17 protein-coding genes and 1 other RNA gene are annotated in these 18,281 nt (G+C 38.8%); 8 read left to right on the top strand and 10 right to left on the bottom strand.

All coding sequences use genetic code 11. The features are described from left to right. The 4 genes from T8I65_RS04770 to recR all read right to left on the bottom strand — a co-directional run bounded on the left by T8I65_RS04770 (nucleotide 1) and on the right by recR (nucleotide 4,006). A complete protein-coding gene (locus T8I65_RS04770) occupies nucleotides 1-951 on the bottom strand; it encodes a carboxypeptidase-like regulatory domain-containing protein (RefSeq protein ID WP_322302264.1) in 951 nt (316 codons plus the stop codon). Then, the gene (locus tag T8I65_RS04765) at nucleotides 952-1,728 is read right to left on the bottom strand and encodes a 3'-5' exonuclease (protein ID WP_322302263.1); all 777 of its coding nucleotides are present in this window, start codon (nucleotides 1,726-1,728) and stop codon (nucleotides 952-954) included. A gap of 114 nt (nucleotides 1,729-1,842) precedes the next feature. Beyond that, nucleotides 1,843-3,171 carry a dihydrolipoamide acetyltransferase family protein gene (locus T8I65_RS04760; protein ID WP_322302262.1) on the bottom strand — a complete coding sequence of 443 codons (1,329 nt, stop codon included), beginning with the start codon at nucleotides 3,169-3,171 and terminating at the stop codon, nucleotides 1,843-1,845. 217 nt (nucleotides 3,172-3,388) lie between these two features. Continuing rightward, the gene (recR, locus tag T8I65_RS04755; protein ID WP_322302261.1) at nucleotides 3,389-4,006 is read right to left on the bottom strand and encodes a recombination mediator RecR; all 618 of its coding nucleotides are present in this window, start codon (nucleotides 4,004-4,006) and stop codon (nucleotides 3,389-3,391) included. Nucleotides 4,007-4,083: 77 nt separating this feature from the next. On the opposite strand from recR, the gene T8I65_RS04750 reads away from it, so the two are divergent. Next, entirely contained in the window at nucleotides 4,084-5,523 is a 1,440-nt protein-coding gene (locus T8I65_RS04750; RefSeq protein ID WP_322302260.1) for a sodium:solute symporter, read from the top strand. Here the strand turns inward: T8I65_RS04750 and T8I65_RS04745 are convergent. Then, nucleotides 5,500-5,862, bottom strand: a complete 363-nt coding sequence (locus T8I65_RS04745) for a CoA-binding protein (protein WP_322302259.1) — start codon at nucleotides 5,860-5,862, stop codon at nucleotides 5,500-5,502. The genes T8I65_RS04750 and T8I65_RS04745 overlap by 24 nt on opposite strands. A gap of 292 nt (nucleotides 5,863-6,154) precedes the next feature. Between T8I65_RS04745 and T8I65_RS04740 the strand changes: the two genes are divergently transcribed. Then, nucleotides 6,155-8,512, top strand: a complete 2,358-nt coding sequence (locus tag T8I65_RS04740; protein WP_322302258.1) for a TonB-dependent receptor domain-containing protein — start codon at nucleotides 6,155-6,157, stop codon at nucleotides 8,510-8,512. A gap of 66 nt (nucleotides 8,513-8,578) precedes the next feature. On the opposite strand, the gene T8I65_RS04735 is transcribed toward T8I65_RS04740, so the two are convergent. After that, nucleotides 8,579-10,204, bottom strand: a complete 1,626-nt coding sequence (locus tag T8I65_RS04735) for an ABC-F family ATP-binding cassette domain-containing protein (RefSeq protein ID WP_322302257.1) — start codon at nucleotides 10,202-10,204, stop codon at nucleotides 8,579-8,581. Nucleotides 10,205-10,371: 167 nt separating this feature from the next. Here T8I65_RS04735 and T8I65_RS04730 point away from each other — a divergent pair, with 167 nt between their 5' ends. Continuing rightward, on the top strand, nucleotides 10,372-11,784 hold the full coding sequence (locus T8I65_RS04730) for a hypothetical protein (protein ID WP_322302256.1): 1,413 nt from the start codon (nucleotides 10,372-10,374) through the stop codon (nucleotides 11,782-11,784). A 45-nt stretch (nucleotides 11,785-11,829) separates the two neighbouring features. On the opposite strand, the gene fsa is transcribed toward T8I65_RS04730, so the two are convergent. The 3 genes from fsa to ffs all read right to left on the bottom strand — a co-directional run bounded on the left by fsa (nucleotide 11,830) and on the right by ffs (nucleotide 13,499). Beyond that, complete coding sequence (fsa, locus tag T8I65_RS04725) at nucleotides 11,830-12,486, bottom strand: fructose-6-phosphate aldolase (RefSeq protein WP_322302255.1); 657 nt, start codon at nucleotides 12,484-12,486, stop codon at nucleotides 11,830-11,832. Nucleotides 12,487-12,534: 48 nt separating this feature from the next. After that, nucleotides 12,535-13,356, bottom strand: coding sequence for an SDR family oxidoreductase (locus T8I65_RS04720; RefSeq protein ID WP_322302254.1), 822 nt, complete (start codon nucleotides 13,354-13,356; stop codon nucleotides 12,535-12,537). Between the two features lie 44 nt (nucleotides 13,357-13,400). Then, nucleotides 13,401-13,499, bottom strand: an RNA gene (gene ffs, locus T8I65_RS04715) — signal recognition particle sRNA small type. Between the two features lie 87 nt (nucleotides 13,500-13,586). On the opposite strand from ffs, the gene T8I65_RS04710 reads away from it, so the two are divergent. The 4 genes from T8I65_RS04710 to T8I65_RS04695 all read left to right on the top strand — a co-directional run bounded on the left by T8I65_RS04710 (nucleotide 13,587) and on the right by T8I65_RS04695 (nucleotide 15,525). Beyond that, nucleotides 13,587-14,651: a glutaminyl-peptide cyclotransferase gene (locus tag T8I65_RS04710; protein ID WP_322302253.1), complete on the top strand. Its 1,065-nt coding sequence runs from the start codon at nucleotides 13,587-13,589 to the stop codon at nucleotides 14,649-14,651. Beyond that, nucleotides 14,651-15,052, top strand: coding sequence for an acyl-CoA thioesterase (locus T8I65_RS04705; protein WP_322302252.1), 402 nt, complete (start codon nucleotides 14,651-14,653; stop codon nucleotides 15,050-15,052). Before T8I65_RS04710 ends, T8I65_RS04705 begins: the two co-directional genes overlap by 1 nt. A gap of 92 nt (nucleotides 15,053-15,144) precedes the next feature. Then, nucleotides 15,145-15,330 carry a hypothetical protein gene (locus tag T8I65_RS04700; protein WP_322302251.1) on the top strand — a complete coding sequence of 62 codons (186 nt, stop codon included), beginning with the start codon at nucleotides 15,145-15,147 and terminating at the stop codon, nucleotides 15,328-15,330. A gap of 57 nt (nucleotides 15,331-15,387) precedes the next feature. Beyond that, nucleotides 15,388-15,525, top strand: a complete 138-nt coding sequence (locus T8I65_RS04695; RefSeq protein WP_322302250.1) for a DoxX family protein — start codon at nucleotides 15,388-15,390, stop codon at nucleotides 15,523-15,525. Between the two features lie 54 nt (nucleotides 15,526-15,579). On the opposite strand, the gene glyA is transcribed toward T8I65_RS04695, so the two are convergent. Continuing rightward, the gene (gene glyA, locus T8I65_RS04690; RefSeq protein ID WP_322302249.1) at nucleotides 15,580-16,854 is read right to left on the bottom strand and encodes a serine hydroxymethyltransferase; all 1,275 of its coding nucleotides are present in this window, start codon (nucleotides 16,852-16,854) and stop codon (nucleotides 15,580-15,582) included. Nucleotides 16,855-16,964: 110 nt separating this feature from the next. Between glyA and fahA the strand changes: the two genes are divergently transcribed. Then, nucleotides 16,965-18,254 (top strand): fumarylacetoacetase, encoded by a 1,290-nt coding sequence (fahA, locus tag T8I65_RS04685; RefSeq protein WP_322302248.1) that lies wholly within the window; start codon nucleotides 16,965-16,967, stop codon nucleotides 18,252-18,254. Nucleotides 18,255-18,281: the final 27 nt, after the last annotated feature.

The following is an 18,281-nucleotide window of genomic DNA, read 5'->3' as shown; positions in this document are numbered from 1 at the left end:
CTAATTGGTGATTTTGATTTTAAATTCAGGAATTACATATTTACCTTCCCTGTCATCATACGTAATATCCCAGGTTCTAATATCCACCCAGCCTCCGGGTTCGAAAAAGTATACTTTAAAGTTGGATTCTTCAGGAGTGAACACACCTTTATAAACTGGTCCATAACGCTTATTTCTATAATCTTCTGCTACTAGCTCATTATTGATATAGTAATCCTTCACTTCGAAATACTCGTTCTCCTTAATGAAAAGATGTTCCAGACCTATATAAAAACCCTCTTCAGGAATCTGAATTTTCTGGTTAAGCAATTCGACATCAACCTTATTTTTACCTACTGGTTTGGTGACAACGATGTTCTGGGTGATATCCTTTCCTGGAAGTCCGTTTTCGTTTACATTATACAAATGAATACGAAATTTCGGACTTAAACCTTTTTGCTCTTCCGTAGCATAAAAATAAACGGTGATCTCTTTTATAAAAGCAGCTGCATCAAACTTTTCAGGTTTTGGGTAATAACGCGCTATGGTGGAAGGATAAAGCGCAGCATTCATATTTCCAATCCCAACAGTTTCAAAGCGCCAATCAGGCCTGTAAGTAAAATACCTATTATCCTGAACAGGTGTGATCATCAACTCTCCCAGACCTTCGGTAAGTGCGTTCATTGGTACCAATCGCTGCTTTTCCAGATCAGAGATTTTCAGTAATTCCTGCTCGTAGCCAACATGAGTAAAAATGAGCATTTCATTCTTCAGGCTGTCTGCAACATTGAATGCAAACATGCCCTGTTCATCAGTGCTGGTTCCAAGCCTGTAATTCTCAAACATGATATGTGCGTAAGGCAGGGGTTGGCTAGTAGCACTATCTATTACTCTTCCCGCTATTCTTAAGTTTTGCGCTACACCAATGGCAGTAAATAGAAAAAAGTTAAAGAGTAAAGCAGAAGTTTTCAATCAGGATAGTTTGGTATTTAGCTTTCTCAATTTGATAGCCGTAAGCACTTTCTTAGTGTAAAGTGGAAAATCTGCATTTTGCATCCAGCCAAAATATCCCGGTTCATCCTCAAGCACCTGCTCTACCTGCTTCCCGCGATACTTCCCGAAAGAAAACACTTCTCTTCCTTTTTTATCGAAACTTATGAATCCGGCGAAATCTGCAAACTTCTTGCGGGAGCTGAAATCTGCCAGCCATTTCATATCATTTTCAAGATCGTTGTATCGATCCAACTGAGATTTTAATACTTCGTAGGTCGCTTCGGTATCTGCTTCTGCGCCATGTGCGCCTTCAAGTTCTTTTCCGCAGTAAAACTGGTAAGCAGCAGATAAAGTACGCTGTTCTTTTTTATGGAAGATCGTTTGAACATCTACGGCAACAACATTCTTCATCTCAAAATCAATTCCCGCACGAAGCAATTCCTCAGCCAGTAATGGTATATCAAATCTATTGGAGTTATAGCCGGCAAGATCACATCCTTTGATAAGATCATGAACTTTCGTTGCCAGTTGCTGGAAGGTTGGCTCATTCGCCACTTTTTCATTATCGATGCCATGAATTGCGATCACCTCTTTTGGAATCTCACATTCTGGATTTACCAGCCAGGTATAGCTTTCTTTATTACCGTTTGGGTAGACTTTGAGTATTGCCATTTCCACAATACGGTCTTTGGAAATATTAGTTCCCGTAGTTTCGAGATCAAAAAAGCAAATAGGCCTGGTAAGTTTAAGTTCCATCGTCGAATTATTTTTGTAAAAATAGTATAATTTGATGCCGGGCCACAAAACCCGAACTGTTTTAAATAAAAAAAAGCCGGAACAACGTCCGGCTTTTCAAATATTATTCAGGATCTAAATTTCGCGATCCTTGTCGAATCCCTCAAGGTATTGAGCCACACGCTGAACGAACTGACCTCCAAGGGCGCCGTTCACCACACGGTGATCATAACTGTGAGAAAGTATCATCTTGTATCGTATTCCAATAAAATCACCATCAGGCGTTTCTATCACCGCTGGCATTTTACGAATTGCACCAAGAGCAAGAATTCCTACTTGTGGCTGGTTGATAATGGGAGTTCCCATAATACTTCCAAAAGTACCAACATTGGTTACCGTATAAGTACCTCCCTGGATATCATCTGGTTTCAATTTATTTTGTCTTGCACGATTAGCCAGGTCATTTACCGCCTTCGCCATTCCAACAAGATTGAGCCTGTCTGCATTTTTGATCACTGGAACGATCAAATTACCATCTGGAAGCGCCGCAGCCATTCCAAGATTAATATTTTTCTTCTTGATAATTTTAGTAGCATCTTCGTTCACAGAAATATTCACCATTGGGAAATCGCGAATTGCTTTTGCCACAGCTTCCATAAAGATTGGAGTGAAAGTTAGTTTCTCTCCTTCTTTCTTCTGAAATTCATTTTTATGCTTATTTCTCCAGTTCCAGATATTTGTAACATCTACTTCAATAAATGACTGTACATGTGCAGATTTCTGAACGCTGTCCACCATATGATGAGCGATCATTTTACCCATTCTGCTCATCTCGACGATCTCATCCTCCCCGCTAACTACAGGTTCTGGTTGGCTGGATACTTTCTGCTCAAGATCTTTAGATTCGGCAGCTTTAGGAGCTGACTCCGTCACTGCTGCATTTCCGCCTTTTTTTCTGTTCTCTACGTACTCTAAAATATCATTTTTGGTAACTCGCGAATCTTTTCCGGTTCCATTTATAGAATCAAGTTCAGAAAGTGAAATCCCTTCTTCCTTCGCGATATTCTTTACTAGTGGAGAATAGAATTTATCAGAATCTGAATAATCTACGCTAGTTTCTGCGGAAGCAGTTTCTTTGGCAGTTTCAACAGATTTAGAAACTTCTGCTACTTCAGCCGGAGCTGCTTCTTCCTCTTGTTCTTCTGAAGAAGAATCCTCATCACCATCGGTTTCGATAATAGCGATCACCTGACCTACTTTTACCACATCATCAGCTTCGAAAAGTTTTTCCACAAGGGTCCCGTCGACTTCTGAAGGGACTTCACTATCAACTTTGTCTGTAGCGATCTCAAGTACCGGCTCATCCATTTCAATAGCATCTCCAACTTCCTTAAGCCAGCTTGTTATGGTTGCTTCTGCAACACTTTCACCCATTTTAGGTAACTTCAATTCAAATTTTGCCATATCGTTAAATCAGATGCGATTTTTATTATTCAGGTTGCGAATTTAATCAAATTAACACTTATTAAGTATTAAAAAATCAATAAAATTGAATTATACTGACATTCTTTCAAACAAGTATACTTATCAAACTCCCGCTAAAATTACAATTTCAACAACGTAATTGAAAAAGATTCGCATAAATTTATGCTTCATGTTATTATTAGTTTCTACGCCAGTTCTAGCTTTTCAGGCTATTTTCAAAGGGAATTCTATTCGTTATACTTCTTCCTAAGGTCACCTCATCTGCATATTCCAGCTCATCTCCTACAGAAATTCCTCTGGCGATCGTAGAGGTTTTGATTCCGGTTCCTTCCAGTTGCTTGAAAATATAGAAATTCGTTGTATCACCTTCAAGCGTGCTGCTCAAGGCGAATATGATCTCCTCGATCTTCCCCTCTCGAACCTTTTCAATCAAATCTTTTATTGTTAACTGCGAAGGTCCAATCCCATCCATAGGACTTATTTTTCCTCCAAGTACATGATAATGCCCCCGATACTGTCCGGTATTCTCAATAGCCATCACGTCGCGAATATCTTCGACCACACATACAATTTCTGAAACGCGGTTAGGATTCGCACAGATCTCACAAAGCTCGGTATCGCTAATGTTGAAGCAATTACTACAAAGCTTAATATTCTCGCGTAGATCGAGCAGGGATTTTGACAGCCTGGAGGTCTGCTCCTCCGGTTGTTTCAGTAAATGAAGTACCAGTCTTAGCGCTGTTCGCTTTCCTATTCCCGGCAACTGAGACATTTCGTCTACTGCCTGTTCCAGTAATTTTGATGAAAAATCCATACGCGAATTTATGATTTTTTTGCCGTATGAAATTAGCTTCAGCTTAATTTGTAAATTGCCCGCTTTAAAGAAAAATTATGCAACCATACCAGGTACTTATTCTAATCGCCGCCTATTTTGCAGTACTTATTCTTATTTCCTACTTCACTGGAAGAGGAGGCAGTAATGCTGAATTTTTTAAAGCGAATAAACAGGCTCCCTGGTATCTGGTAGCTTTCGGAATGATTGGTGCTTCGCTGAGTGGGATCACCTTTATCTCCATCCCCGGCACCGTTGAAACCGACTCTTTTAGTTACTTCCAGGTCGTACTTGGATATACCGTTGGATACGCGGTGATTGGGCAGGCTTTACTTCCACTTTATTATAAGCTTAACCTTACCTCCATATATACTTACCTAGATACCCGATTTGGGAATGCTTCGTATAAAACAGGCGCTTCTTTTTTCCTGCTAAGCCGTGTTGTTGGTGCAAGTTTCAGGCTTTTCCTGGTGGCGAATGTGCTACAGCTTATCGTATTTGATGCTTTAGGTGTTCCATATTACATCACGGTTTCTATCACCATCCTGCTTATCTGGCTGTATACCTTTAAAAGTGGGATTAAGACCATCGTCTGGACAGATACCCTGCAAACCTTCTTTATGCTGCTAGCACTGGGGATTACCATCTATTTTATTTCTGAAGATCTCGGGTTCTCTGTAGCAAATCTTATGAATTATTTAGCAGAAAGTGAGCATTCCCAGATCTTCTTCTTCGACGATTGGAAAAGCAAAGATCACTTTGTAAAACAGTTCCTTTCCGGGGCGTTCATCGCTATCGTCATGACTGGTCTGGATCAGGATATGATGCAGAAAAACCTTACCTGCAGAAGCCTGAAAGATGCGCAGAAAAATATGTTCTGGTTTACCATTGTATTGGTTTTCGTAAACTTCCTGTTTCTGGCATTAGGAGTACTTTTAACCGATTATGCCGATCTTAATGGTATTACCGAAACGAAGGATGAATTATTTCCGGCGATAGCTGCCAGCGGTAATCTTGGTTTTGCCGTAGCAGTTTTCTTTATCCTGGGACTTATCGCTGCCGCCTATTCCAGTGCTGACAGCGCTCTTACTAGTCTGACAACATCCTTTAGTATCGATATCCTGGATATTGAAAAAAAATATGATGAGAAGAAACAGATTAGGATAAGAAAGCAAATTCATATTGCGATCTCCATATTATTAGTCCTGGTGATGCTTGCCTTTAAATATGCGATCGCTGATAAAAGTGTGATCAACAAATTGTTTCAGTTCGCTGGTTACACTTATGGGCCATTACTTGGTCTGTATGCGTTTGGACTTTTTACGAAGTGGCAGGTAAAAGATAAACTAGTGCCGCCAATTGCCATTCTTGCTCCGGTTCTTTCCTACATCATCAGCGTAAACAGTCTTACCTGGTTTGGATTCGAATTTGGATTCTTTATCCTGATTCTGAATGGTTTTCTAACTTTCTTAGGCTTAATATTGCTGAGAAGAAAGTAGTACCAGCGTACAGGCATTTTCGAAGTAGATATTATTCTTCCGAAGCAATGTGTATAGCTCCGGGTTTTCAGTTCCAGGGTTGAAAATCACTCTTTTTGGATTCAGTGATATGATATAATCGTAATACTGTTCCTGTCTTTTCGCATTAAGATATAGGGTAACGGTATCGATGTCTTCAAAATCTTCCATTTCTGTATGGATCTTTACACCATCTACCGTTCCTTCTCTAAGACCAATTGCCACAGTAGGTTGTTTAAATTTCACAAGTCTGTTAATGGCGAGATGGGAATATCTATTGGGTTTTAAGGAAGCACCCAGAACCAGTGTTTTCTTCTTCATAATGGTAAAGTAAATAAATTTTACTGTAACAATCTCTAGATAGATCAGTCTTTAAATTGAGGAGCGCCCTTTGTGGTATCATCGATTTAATTATGATGGTTAGTGTTAATGACCATGATATCACAAACCTGCGTTGATCTTCTTGATGAACGCAGGTTATTTTTAAATAATTGTAACAAGAGAATTTTTTAGTCGTCTTATAGGTAGTATCATCACATTTTGTAATACATAGCTTCATCTATTATGCATTGCAAGGTAATATGTTATAATTAATCATCTAATCAATCAAAAAATGAAACAGTTAATTCTATGCTTATTTTTAAGCTTTTTATCAATTGCAAGTGCTAAAACCGATCCCAATGGAAATGTCTCAGGAACTATCATGGATGCCGAACTCCAGGAAGCGATCCCTTATGCCACGATTATCATTAATAATGCTGAAGGTGAACTTGTCACCGGTATTACTTCAGCTGAAGACGGCAGCTTTATCGTAGAAAATCTTAAGGCCGGAACCTATGAATTAAAGGTGCAATTCATAGGCTACAAGACTTTCCGTAGAGACATTGTGATCGAACAGCGAAGAACCAATATCGAAATCGGGGTTCTTTACCTGGAACCCGATGTGGCCATGCTCGATGAAACTCTAGTAGTTGCTGAAAGGACTACCATCGAACAGCGAGTGGATCGCAAAGTCATTAATATCGGGAAAGATCTTATGACAACTGGTGCCAGTGCTTCAGAAATTATGGTAAATATACCATCTGTGAATGTAGACCAGGATGGAAATATTTCTCTTCGCGGGAATTCCAACGTGCGAATTCTGGTGGACGGCAAGCCTACTAACATGGATCCTGCACAACTACTAAAGCAAATTCCCTCCACCTCCATTAAAAGTATAGAGCTTATCACAAATCCTTCAGCAAAATACAATCCCGAAGGCATGAGTGGAATAATTAATATTGTACTGCATAAAAATGCAACTAATGGCTTTAACGGCAATTTAAATACCGGTCTTACCTACGGTGAAAACCTAAGATTTAATGGGTCACTCGACATGAATTATCGTAATGGCAAATTCAATTTCTTCGGAAACTTGGGAAGCAATTTTGGAGATCGCGAAAACGGCGGAACTATATTTCTTCCCGAATCTCAAAGTCTACAGGAGTTTGAAGTTGAAAACCGAAATAATTCTTATTTGTACAAAATCGGCGTTGACTTCTATCTCGATGACAATAATACCTTCAGTATTTATACCAATCAGAACCTTTATGACGGCGGACCAATTGGCGCTTTGAGTTTTACAGATTTTAATGGGGCGTCAAGAAACTTTCGCCAGTTTCTGGACGTAAATTACGATAACAGCAATGCCAGCTATAATTTTCTATATGATCACAATTTTGAAAAAGATGGTCATGAGATTCAGTTTGAAGCAGATTTCAATAATTATAACGGAGATGAAGTTGCAGATATTAATTTCGCCCAGAATGATCTTCAATTAATTCCATATATCGATCGGGTATTTGAAGACCGAAGAAATTTTATTTCCAATATTGACTATACCAATCCTTTAAATGATGTTTCCCGCCTGGAACTTGGTGCAGAAGCCAGGTTACTAGAAACTGAAAATGATTATAACACTACCAATCCGCAGTTTACAAATGCCGATTATATCTATGATCGTGATATCCTGAGTTTATATTCCACTTTTGGCCAGAACTTTGAAAAATGGAGTTACCAGGTTGGTGCCAGACTGGAGAGCTACCAGGTGACAGCAGATTTTCAGGGTGAACGTGTCTATGAAGATGACTATCTCACGGTCTACCCTACAGGCTTCTTAAACTTTACTCCAGATGAAAAGAACACCTACAATTTAAGTTATAGTAGGAGAGTCGACAGACCAGGTTTCAGCCAGATCAATCCAATTAGGGAAGTATCGTCTCCAAGACTTATTGTTGCCGGGAATCCTGAGCTGGATCCACAATTTACCAATTCATTCGAGTTTAATTATACACGTAAAATTGAACGCAAGGGAAGCCTTAGCGCAGGTGTTTTCTTCCGAAGAACGGTAGATGAAATTAATCAGATTTTCACGGAGCTTGATAATGAACCTGGCTCTCTGTTTCTAACTTTTCAGAATTCTGGAGATGCAGATATGTATGGTTTAGAATTCTCGAGTAACTACAAATTTACAAAATGGTGGAGTACCAACTCCGGTTTTGAGCTTTATGAACAAACCTTTAGCGGACTGGTAGGAACTGAATTTGCTGAAATAGACAATACCGCCTTCACTTTTAGAACCAGCCATAATTTCAAAGCCACAGAGACTCTTTCCTTCTCTGCTTTTGGTTTCTACCGAAGCAAAATGAAATCACTTCAATACGACATCGACCATATGTATTTTATGAATCTTGGAGCCCGTTACAACTTCCTCGATGATAACCGTGCTACTGTAAGTCTCAATTTCAATGATGTTTTTGACACTCAGGAATTCAATATCCTGGCCGGCAGACCTTTTGATCAGGTTGGACGATTTAAAGGAGAAACTCAAACCGTATACCTGGGAGTCTCTTATAGATTTGGCGGTGGAAAGAACCGTAGCCTACAGCGTAAGGATCGAGATAAGGATAATGACGGTGGCGGGATGTTTTAAAATTGTTATAGCCAACAAAAAAGCCTGAAGGATTTCTTCAGGCTTTTTCTACATGTTCGAATTGTATTAAGCTTTTACCGCATACATTTTCTCTCGTTGTTCTTTAATAGTTTTGTCGTTCATATATTCATCAAAACTTAGATACCTGTCAATAACTCCGCCAGGAGTCAATTCGATCACACGGTTTGCAAGTGTTTGTGCAAATTCATGATCGTGCGTTGTAAACATCACCGTACCTTTAAAGTTCTTAAGTGAGTTATTAAAAGCAGTAATAGATTCCAGGTCAAGGTGGTTTGTAGGCTCATCAAGCATAAGAACGTTTGCTCTTATCATCATCATTCTACTCAACATACATCTCACTTTTTCTCCTCCAGAAAGAACTTTGCAGGTTTTCAGGGCTTCTTCACCACTAAATAACATCTTTCCAAGGAATCCACGTATATAAACTTCTTCTCGCTCTTCTTCTGTTTTCACCCATTGTCTCAACCAGTCTACCAATGTAAGATCTGATTCAAAATATTCTGAATTATCTGCTGGTAAATAGCTTTGAGAAGTGGTCACACCCCACTGGAATTTCCCTGCAACAGCATCCTGTTTTCCATTGATGATCTCGTAGAAGGCTGAAGTAGCTCTGGAGTCCTTAGAGTAAATCACTACTTTATCTCCTTTCGCAAGGTTGATATTAATATTCCTGAAAAGAGTTTCTCCTTCTAGACTAGCTTCTAAACCTTCAATATTCAGGATTTGATCTCCAGCTTCACGCTCTCTTTCGAAAATGATAGCAGGATATCTTCTACTGGAAGGCTTGATCTCATCAATATTAAGCTTATCGATCATTTTCTTTCTGGAAGTAGCCTGCTTACTCTTCGCCACGTTGGCAGAAAATCGCTGTATAAACTCCTGAAGTTCCTTCTTCTTTTCTTCAGATTTTTTATTCTGCTGTGCTCTCTGTCTTGCTGCAAGTTGGGAAGACTCGTACCAGAAAGTATAGTTTCCTGAGAAGTGATTGATTTTTCCGAAGTCAATATCAGAAATATGCGTACAAACCGAATCAAGGAAGTGACGGTCATGAGAAACCACGATCACCGTATTATCATAGTTCGCAAGAAAATTTTCCAACCATGTGATCGTCTCATAATCCAGGTCGTTGGTGGGCTCATCCATGATCAGCACATCAGGACTTCCAAAAAGTGCCTGTGCTAAAAGTACACGTACCTTTTGTGTACCATCAAGATCCTTCATTTGTGCATAATGCATATCTGTCTTGATCCCAAGATTCGAAAGCATGGAAGCCGCATTACTCTCAGCGTTCCATCCATCCATTTCTTCAAAAGAAACCTGTAATTCACCAATTCTATCTGCATTTTCATCAGAATAATCGGCATATAAAGCATCCATTTCAGTTTTCACTGCAAATAGAGGCTTATTACCACGCATTACTGTTTCCAGTACCGGGTAATCATCGTATACGTTGTGATCTTGTTCCAGAACAGACATTCTCTTCCCTGGTTCCAAATGAACATGACCGGAAGTAGGTTCAGATTTACCAGATAATATCTTTAAAAAAGTAGATTTACCGGCACCGTTGGCACCAATGATTCCGTAACAGTTTCCCTGGGTGAAAGTAGTATTCACCTCGTCAAACAAAACTCTTTTTCCAAACTGTACAGAAAGGTTTGATACTGAAAGCATAAACTATAAAAATTAATTTTTTGCAAAAGTAGCTATTATGGAGCTTACTAAGAAAGATTAACGTTTTAAAAATACGTTTTAACGCACACTTAACACAGCTCCGCAGGTGCACAGAATATATTTGTTAAAAAATGAAGTGACCGAAAAGCTTCATACCAATACACGGAATGAAATACTTTTATTTTCTTTCACTTTGTTGCGCGCTTATTTTCAGTGGATGTACAAATGATTCCAATGAGAATGGTACAATTTATCTCGGCGGTCAGATCAATAACCCTGAAACTGACTTTGTGGTGATCTCAAAAGAGAACAAGATCATAGACACCTTATTTCTGGATGCAAAGAATCAGTTTGGAAAGAATTATCCTAAACTGGAAGCTGGAATTTACACTTTTAACCATCCTCCTGAAAGCCAGATCATGTATATGGAGCCTGGTGACAGTGTTCTAATTTACCTGAATACACTTTCTTTCGATGAGTCTTTGAATTTTAGCGGCGCCGGTGCTGAGAAAAGTAATTTTCTGCTGGACATGTTTCTTAAGAATGAGCAGAATAATGACCTTATTCTTACTTACTACAAGATAGCACCTTCAGAATTTGCCCGAATTACTGATTCCATCAGGCAGCAAAGAATTAATAAGCTGAATACACTTTCAGAAGACAGGGAATTTTCAGAAGAATTCCTTGAAGTGGCTCGAGCAAGTATAGATTACGAATATTTTGATCTTAGAGAACGATATACTTTTCTAATCAATAAATATCGTAGAGATTACAGAGACCAGATTCCAGAAGACTTCAATAATTACCGTAAGGAGATAGATTTTAATAATCGTGAACTACAGGATTATTACGTGTATACAAATTTTATTGATGACTACCTGAGATCAAAAGCGATCGAATACTGTACGAGAACGCATAACGAACACAAGGATTGCTATAATATCAATTCCTATAAGAATATTGAAAGAAGAATGATCTTAATTGATTCTCTTTCTAATATTGAATCACTGAAAAATGAATTTTTAGACAGACTTGCTACGCTCGCGATCGTTAATTCTGAAAAAGTTAGTAGGATAGACTCCATATTACAATTACTAAAGGATATAGAGTACACACATATCGAAGAAGCTCGTGACCTTGCTGAAATTCAAAAAGTTTATTTAAATGGCCAATCACTTGCAGATCTATGGGCTGTCAACACTTCAGGGAAAGAGTTGAAATATGGTGAAATAATCAACAAACCTACAGTCACCTATGCCTGGTCTCTTTATGCTCCTGCGCATCATCGCTGGCAACATAATATTATTAGTTCGTTAAGAGATAAGTATCCGCAAGTGGACTTTATAGGGGTGAATGTAGACATCAACGAGCGGGAAGAATGGCTTAGAACACTGGAGACCTTTGGCTATGATAAATCTTTTGAATATCAGATAGCGCGAAGACAGATTACCAAAGATTCCAATCGTAGATATTTAAATAAATTATTCTTCGTGAATAAAGACGCTATTATCGTTAAAGGCGATATTCAATTTGGCAATTCCGATTTTGAGGAAGAATTAGAAAAATTCATTGCCCAATAAAAAAAGGCCACCTCTCGGCAGCCTTTTATAATATTTAATCTAGTCTTACTTATTTCCCTTGTTATAATCTGCTAGGAATTTTTCAAGACCAATGTCGGTCAAAGGATGCTTTAATAAGCCTTCAATAGAAGAAATAGGTCCAGTCATAACATCTGCTCCAATTTTCGCACATTCCAGTACATGCATGGTGTGTCTTACTGAAGCTGCCAGGATCTGAGTTTCAAATCCATAATTATCATATATAAGTCTGATATCTGCAATAAGATTCAAACCATCTGTTGAGATATCATCAAGCCTTCCAATAAATGGAGAAACATAAGTAGCTCCAGCTTTTGCAGCTAAAAGCGCCTGCCCTGCTGAAAATACCAGCGTACAATTTGTCTTAATTCCCTGGTCACTAAAGTATTTTAATGCTTTTACACCTTCTTTAATCATTGGGATCTTCACCACTATCTGGTCGTGTAGTTTTGCCAACTCCTCACCTTCCTTGATCATTCCATCAAGATCGGTTGAAATAACTTCTGCACTAACATCTCCATCTACTAGCTCACAGATCTTTTTGTAATGCTCGATAATATTGTCCTTCCCGGTAATACCTTCCTTCGCCATTAGCGATGGATTGGTTGTTACACCATCCAGCACACCTAAAGCCTGTGCTTCTTTGATTTGATCCAGATTCGCTGTATCAATAAAAAATTTCATAGTTGTATAGAATTAATTGTGTTGTTTAATTTTAAAAGCTCCTCAAAATTACAATTTATAATGCTTCATAAGCATCTTCTCGTAAAGTTTGTCTGGCAGTAATGCCTTTAGCTTGATAGACACTTTTTGCAACATTTCGCCTACCCGATAGTGCACTTTTGGCTCTGGATCCTTAATAATCTTGAGGATAGCCTTTGCCATTAGTTGCGGATCCTGCCCTGCACTAACATGTTGATTCATAAGATCAAGTGTTTCACCATATACTTTCTTATAAGGTGAAGTTGGTAAAACGGGGGCATGATATCTTCCAGAAGCAATATTAGTAGCAAAATCTCCAGGCGCTACATTGGTCATTGTAATTCCAAACTGAGCAATTTCCATTCGGTAAGCCTCAGCAGTGATTTCAAGAGCACCTTTAGTTGCAGAGTATATTCCACGATATGGCAATCCCATATAACCAGCAATACTGGTAACATTAATAATAAGACCAGATTTGCGATCACGCATATAAGGCAGTACATTTTTGATCATTCTAAGCGGACCGTAGTAATTGGTCTCAAAAGCCTTCTTGATCTCATCTTCCGGAGTCTCTTCCAAAGGTCCGGTAATACCGACTCCTGCATTATTGATCAGAATATCCAGCCTGCCTTCTCTGGCGATAACATCTTCAACAGCCAGCTTAATAGTATCTTCCCTGGTTACATCTAATTGTAAAAATGTAAAGCTTTCATCCGTAGATTTCTGAGGCGAACGTGAGGTTCCATAAACTTTGAAATTTTGCCGACTAAGATAATTTGCGATTGACTTACCAATTCCTGAGGAAGCGCCGGTGATAAGTACGATTTTTTCTGAAGAATTCCCCTTTTTCATACCGCACAAATATGCAATAAATTTTAGGACTTTGTAGAAACAAAAAATGGCAAGCGACCCACATCACACCGCTACGACCGCCTACCCTTGCTGCGTTCCCGCCCTGGGGGATTCAGCAGGAGCTGGTTGTGTGGGACTTGCCGGTGCAAATATACAATCTTTGTAACTTTTCGCAAGCTTTTTTTATCCTGAATTGGTTAATTTAGCTCAGTATTCAAGCCTATTTTGACATGAAAAAATTTAACTTCCTGTTACTCTTTATTTTAAGCATATTTATTTTTTCCTGCGGAAGCAATAATGGAAATAAAAAATCTGATTTTTCTCTGAATATTTCTGAAAAGAAGAAGGAATTCAGCCAGAACGAAACTCTAAAAGCGAGTATTACAGGCAAGGAAAATAAAAGTTTTGATTCGGTCGCTTATTTTATAGGCACAAAGCGTCTTGCAACTGGCAACACTTCAGACCTGTCAATTGAACTAAATTCAGTTTTACTGGGAAACCAAGAACTTATTGCTGTGGTGTATTATGATTCGACAAAAGACACTCTTCAGAAGTCCATAAAAATAATGAGCGCAAACGCTCCGAAAGTTTACACCTACGAGATCGTTAATACGTATCCACATCAAACTGACGCGTACACGCAGGGACTTGAATTTCATAATGATACTCTTTACGAAAGCGTTGGACAGTACGGCAAATCAAAATTGCGCAAAACCGAATTGGAAACTGGTGAAGTGTATAAAGAGATAAGCCTGGAAGATGAATATTTCGCTGAAGGAATTACAATTTTGGACGACCGTTTACTGTTATTAACCTGGAAGGAAGGTCAGGGATTTATCTATGATCCAAACACCTTCGAAAGACAAGGCACATTTGCGTACAATTCCAGTAAGGAAGGATGGGGTTTATGTAACAACGAGGAAAAAATATTCAAAAGTGATGGGTCTGAGAAAATCTGGATCCTTGATCCTGAAACCCTGGCCGAAAAAAGTTATATCCAGCCAACTACCAATACTGCTATTAAGTCAAAATTCAATGAGCTGGAATGGGTGGATGGACTTATCTACGCAAACACATATCAATTTCCCAGTGTTGCAATGATCAATCCTGAAAATGGAGCCATTGAAGGTATTATTAACTTTAAAGGACTACAGGATAAACTGGGCAATAAAGATTCTTTAGATCCAAATAACGATGTTCTTAACGGGATCGCTTACAATGCTGCTACCGGAAAACTTTATGTAACCGGTAAAAAATGGGATACGTTGTTTGAAGTAAAAATCATGGAGAAATAATGTCTGTAAACTCCGAAATATATCAAAAATACATTACTGTTTCAGAAGATGATCTAGACGATCAGCAGCATGTCAACAACGTGCGTTATGTGCAATGGATTCAGGATGTAGCACAAGAGCATTGGGAGTCCCGCGCTTCCGAAGAGCAGAAAGCAGGGCTAGCATGGGTTGTGGTAAGACATGAGATCGATTATAAGATGGAAGCTCTTCTCAATGATGAAATCCTGCTGGAAACAAGAATTATTGACACTACACATGTAACTTCCATACGGGAAGTAGTGATCAAAAATAATGATTCCGGAAAACTACTGGCGAAAGCCAAAACTACCTGGTGTTTACTAGATCAAAGAACAAAAAAACCACAGCGCATTTCTGATGAGCTCAAGCAGATATTCCAGTAAACGCTGATAAAAGGTTAATTTTCTTGTCAATTAACTTTATTCCTTCTTAAACTTTGTTTAAACTTTTCTATTTATAGATAAACATCTCTATATTGCTGAAAAATAATATCATGGAGATCGTAAAAATAATATTACAAATAATAGTTGGATTCGGAATTCTTAATGTCTGGCTACTTAGATTCAATAGCAAAACCAGTTACAGGGGTGGTAATGCCGGGAATATGAAGGAAGAGTTTCAAGCTTATGGCCTGCCTGAAGTAATGGTATACATTGTATGATTTATAAAGATTACACTGGCCATAGCCTTACTTACAGGTATCTCCCTGGAATACCTAGTGGATCCTGCAGCGATTGGGCTAGCTATAATGATGTTGGGCGCAATCATAATGCACCTTAAGATTAGCGATCCTTTAAGTAAAAATATACCTGCGATCATTGTTCTGCTCATGTGTATCGCCATATATTTTCTATAAACATAAAAAGCCATTCTCTCGAATGGCTTTTACTTTATCTGAATCTAAAAGATCTTACATTTTAAATAATGGAAGATCTTTCATCATTGTATTTACTTCGCTTTTAACTTTAGCCAATTCTTCATCACTCTCAATATTAGTGATGACTCTATCGATAAACTCAACGATCTTTAGCATATCCTGCTCTACAAGACCACGTGTGGTCACTGCCGGAGTTCCAATTCTAATTCCTGAGGTTACAAAAGGTGATTTATCATCGAAAGGCACCATATTTTTATTCACGGTAATATCTGCTTTACTAAGTGCCTCTTCTGCTTCCTTACCACTTACACCTTTATTTCTAAGATCGATAAGCATCATATGATTATCTGTCCCTCCTGAAATTACTTGGTAGTCCTTACCCACGAAAGCTTTAGCCAGCTCTTTTGCATTTTTCTTTACCTGTACTGTATAATGAAGAAATTCATCTGTAAGAGCCTCTCCAAAAGCGATCGCTTTCGCAGCAATGATATGCTCTAAAGGTCCACCCTGGTTTCCTGGAAAGATCCCGGAATTCAGTAAAGCCGACATTTTCTTTAGATTTCCATTTTTAAGCTTCTCTCCAAAAGGATTGTCGAAATCTTTCCCCATCATAATAATCCCTCCACGGGGACCACGAAGAGTCTTATGCGTGGTAGAAGTCACAATATGACAATGCTCTATAGGGTCTGAGATCAAACCTTTGGCGATTAATCCAGCTGGGTGTGCGATATCTGCAAGTAGAATTGCATTAACACTATCAGCTATTTCCCTGAATCTTTTATAATCTATTTCACGACTGTAAGCAGATGCTCCTGCAATGATCATTTTCGGCTTCTCCTTCTTCGCAATTTCAGCAACGGCATCATAATCGATCAAACCGCTTTCCTTATCTACCCCGTAAAATACAGGATCATATAATTTTCCGGAGAAATTCACAGGAGAACCATGCGTTAAATGCCCACCATGTGAAAGATCAAAACCAAGAAACTTGTCTCCGGGTTTTAAACAGGCATGGAAAACTGCCGTATTTGCTTGTGAACCAGAATGTGGTTGCACGTTGGCATATTCAGCATTGAACAATTCTTTTAATCTGTCGATAGCAAGTTGCTCTACCTGATCTACGATCTCACAGCCACCATAATATCTCTTTCCCGGATAGCCTTCAGCATACTTATTTGTAAGTACAGATCCTGCTGCTTCCAGCACGGCGTCACTTACAAAATTTTCACTCGCAATTAGTTCCAAACCATTCAACTGGCGATCCTTTTCCTTCGCAATTAAATCAAATATCTGGGTGTCTTTTTGCATCACAAATTTTTAAGTTAAATATTCGGTAAAAGTAAGAAATACATTCGGTTAATTACAGGAAAATAATATATTTGAGACAACTAGATTTTAACAAAAAACCAACATTTTTTATGTCAATTACCGCTAATGATCCAAATAGAAAAACCTGGTTGGATATTCCTGGCGATACCGATTTCCCTATTCAAAATATTCCGTTTGGAGTGTTCCTTACTCGTGATGATATCATCACCATTGGAACCAGAATTGGTGATTACGCTATAGACCTTGGTGCTCTGCATCAACTGGGATATTTTGAAGGTATACCGTTGACAGACGATATATTCCTGCAGGATACTCTAAATGATTTTATTTCTGACGGAAAGAAAACCTGGAGACTGGTTAGAAACCGAATTGCTGATATTTTCGACGCTGAGAACGCTAAGCTGAAGGATAACCAGGACCACAGAAATACTGTTCTATTCACACTGGATGAAATTGAAATGCAAATGCCTGTACAGGTAGGTGATTATACCGATTTCTACAGTTCTAAAGAACATGCGACCAACATTGGTACTATGTTCCGTGATCCAGACAATGCACTGCTTCCAAACTGGCTGCATATTCCCGTTGGATACCATGGAAGAAGTTCTTCTATTATTCCTTCGGAAATTCCTGTACACAGACCACAGGGACAAACAAAACCAGCAGATTCAGACGAACCTGTATTTGGTCCATCACAACGAGTGGATTTTGAATTGGAAATGGCTTTTATTACAACAGATGCGAATCACCTTGGAGAACCAATTCCTGTTGATGAAGCTGAAGAATACATCTTTGGGATGGTCTTGTTCAACGACTGGAGCGCGAGAGACATCCAGAAGTGGGAATACGTTCCTTTGGGACCGTTTCTAGCTAAGAACTTTGCATCTTCCATCTCACCGTGGATCGTTACTATGGACGCTTTAGAGCCATTTAGAACAGCGAGCCCGGAACCTGAAAAAGAATTATTACCATATTTAAAATACTCCGGAGAAAAGAGTTTTGATATTAATCTTGAAGTTTCCCTGCAACCAGAAGGTGGCGAGGAGAATTCCTTATCAAAATCGAACTTTAAGTATCTATACTGGAATATGAGTCAGCAACTGGCACATCACACGGTTAATGGATGCCCTGTGAATTCCGGTGATATGATGGCTTCTGGAACTATTTCAGGAACGTCTGAAGATTCTTTCGGATCTATGCTGGAACTATCCTGGAGTGGCAGTAAACCAATCAAACTAAAGGACGGTTCAGAACGTAAATTTGTAGAAGATCATGATACAGTAATCATGCGAGGATATTGCCAGAACGAAACTTCCAGAATTGGATTTGGTGAAGTTCGCAGTAAACTGTTACCGGTCTACGAACCAAAGAAAAAATAAGATAAAATCTTATATCATAAGAAAAGC

It is taken from the genome of Christiangramia sp. OXR-203 (genome assembly GCF_034372165.1).
GTDB lineage: Bacteria > Bacteroidota > Bacteroidia > Flavobacteriales > Flavobacteriaceae > Christiangramia.
Note: the sequence above shows the minus strand (reverse complement) of the source record. Positions and strands in the feature narration are given on the sequence as shown.